The following is a 1116-nucleotide window of genomic DNA, read 5'->3' on the forward strand; positions in this document are numbered from 1 at the left end:
CTACTATGCCAACAGTCCCGAGCATAACCCCCCAGGTCCTAAGACAGGTACGGAAAAAGTTGTACGTTCGATCAATGCGGATTGGGGCGACGCACAGAATGTACAAGCAAATGGAAGTATTACAATAATGCGCATCACGCGCCCACCAACTGCACCTGTTGACGGACTCGACAATCCAGAGTATGAAGGTAAAATCAATTACGATTATAGTACCTCAGCCCGCTGTGTCGCCAATAGTACACAAACGCTAAAATAACTACTTTTGGAATATTCTAGCGTTGAGATATACCTTACGCATGATAAATACCGTCAGCTGGCTTATCGCTTGTATTTAAGATGCTGGTATCAAATTGATGTGGGTTATTTGCCGCATAAAGCAATGATGGCTATAGCTGTGAATCTTTTTATATAGGTCATGTTTTGCGACTCTCTTTATTCCTTGGACAAATATTCATCATTTTGCGTACAATACACTGTACTTCTAAACAAAAAATCACTGTGACCATTATGAACTTTAAAACATTACCTTTATCTTTGCTTATCTTCCCCGTACTTACAGTCACGGCCTGCGCGAACTCTGCTGCGGTGACCACCGATGATAACGGTATCCCGCAGACTCGCGATAACCTCACCGATGATGAACAGAAGCAGCTCAATGACTTCTTAGCCACGCAAAAGACTAATATGCGCTTTATTGAAGGTGGCAGCTACGAGATGGGCGACTTCGGACATAAAGTGACTATCAATGATGGCGGTCCTATTAGCAGTAGTAAAAATAACAAACCGCTGCATAAGGTAACGCTTGATAGCTTTAGTATGAATGCCTATAAAGCCACCTATGGTGACTTTGATGTCTATAGCATGGCGACAGGACAAGAGAAAGTAGGAATGCAAGAAAATAATATTAAAGTACGTGAGGGTGATGTTGCAGCAGGTATCAACTGGCAAACGGCGCAGCATTACTGCCAGTGGCTGGGTCAGCAATTGGACGTTCCGATGAGTCTGCCGACTGAGGCACAGTGGGAATATGCGGCACGTAATCGTGGTGAGTATGTGCTGTTTCCCACAGATAACGGCTGGATAAATGGCGGTCGTAACATCGCTACATACGATGAT

General features: G+C 44.1%; 1 protein-coding gene and 1 pseudogene. Both read left to right on the forward strand.

From position 1 onward, the window contains the following. Positions 1 to 256: pseudogene (locus tag ACFI32_RS14770) on the forward strand (sulfatase); the annotation flags it as partial. A 251-nt stretch (positions 257 to 507) separates the two neighbouring features. After that, positions 508 to 1116: formylglycine-generating enzyme family protein (locus tag ACFI32_RS14775; RefSeq protein WP_462627384.1), on the forward strand; the 609-nt coding region annotated here is incomplete at its 3' end.

Source organism: Psychrobacter sp. PSi21 (assembly GCF_054960615.1).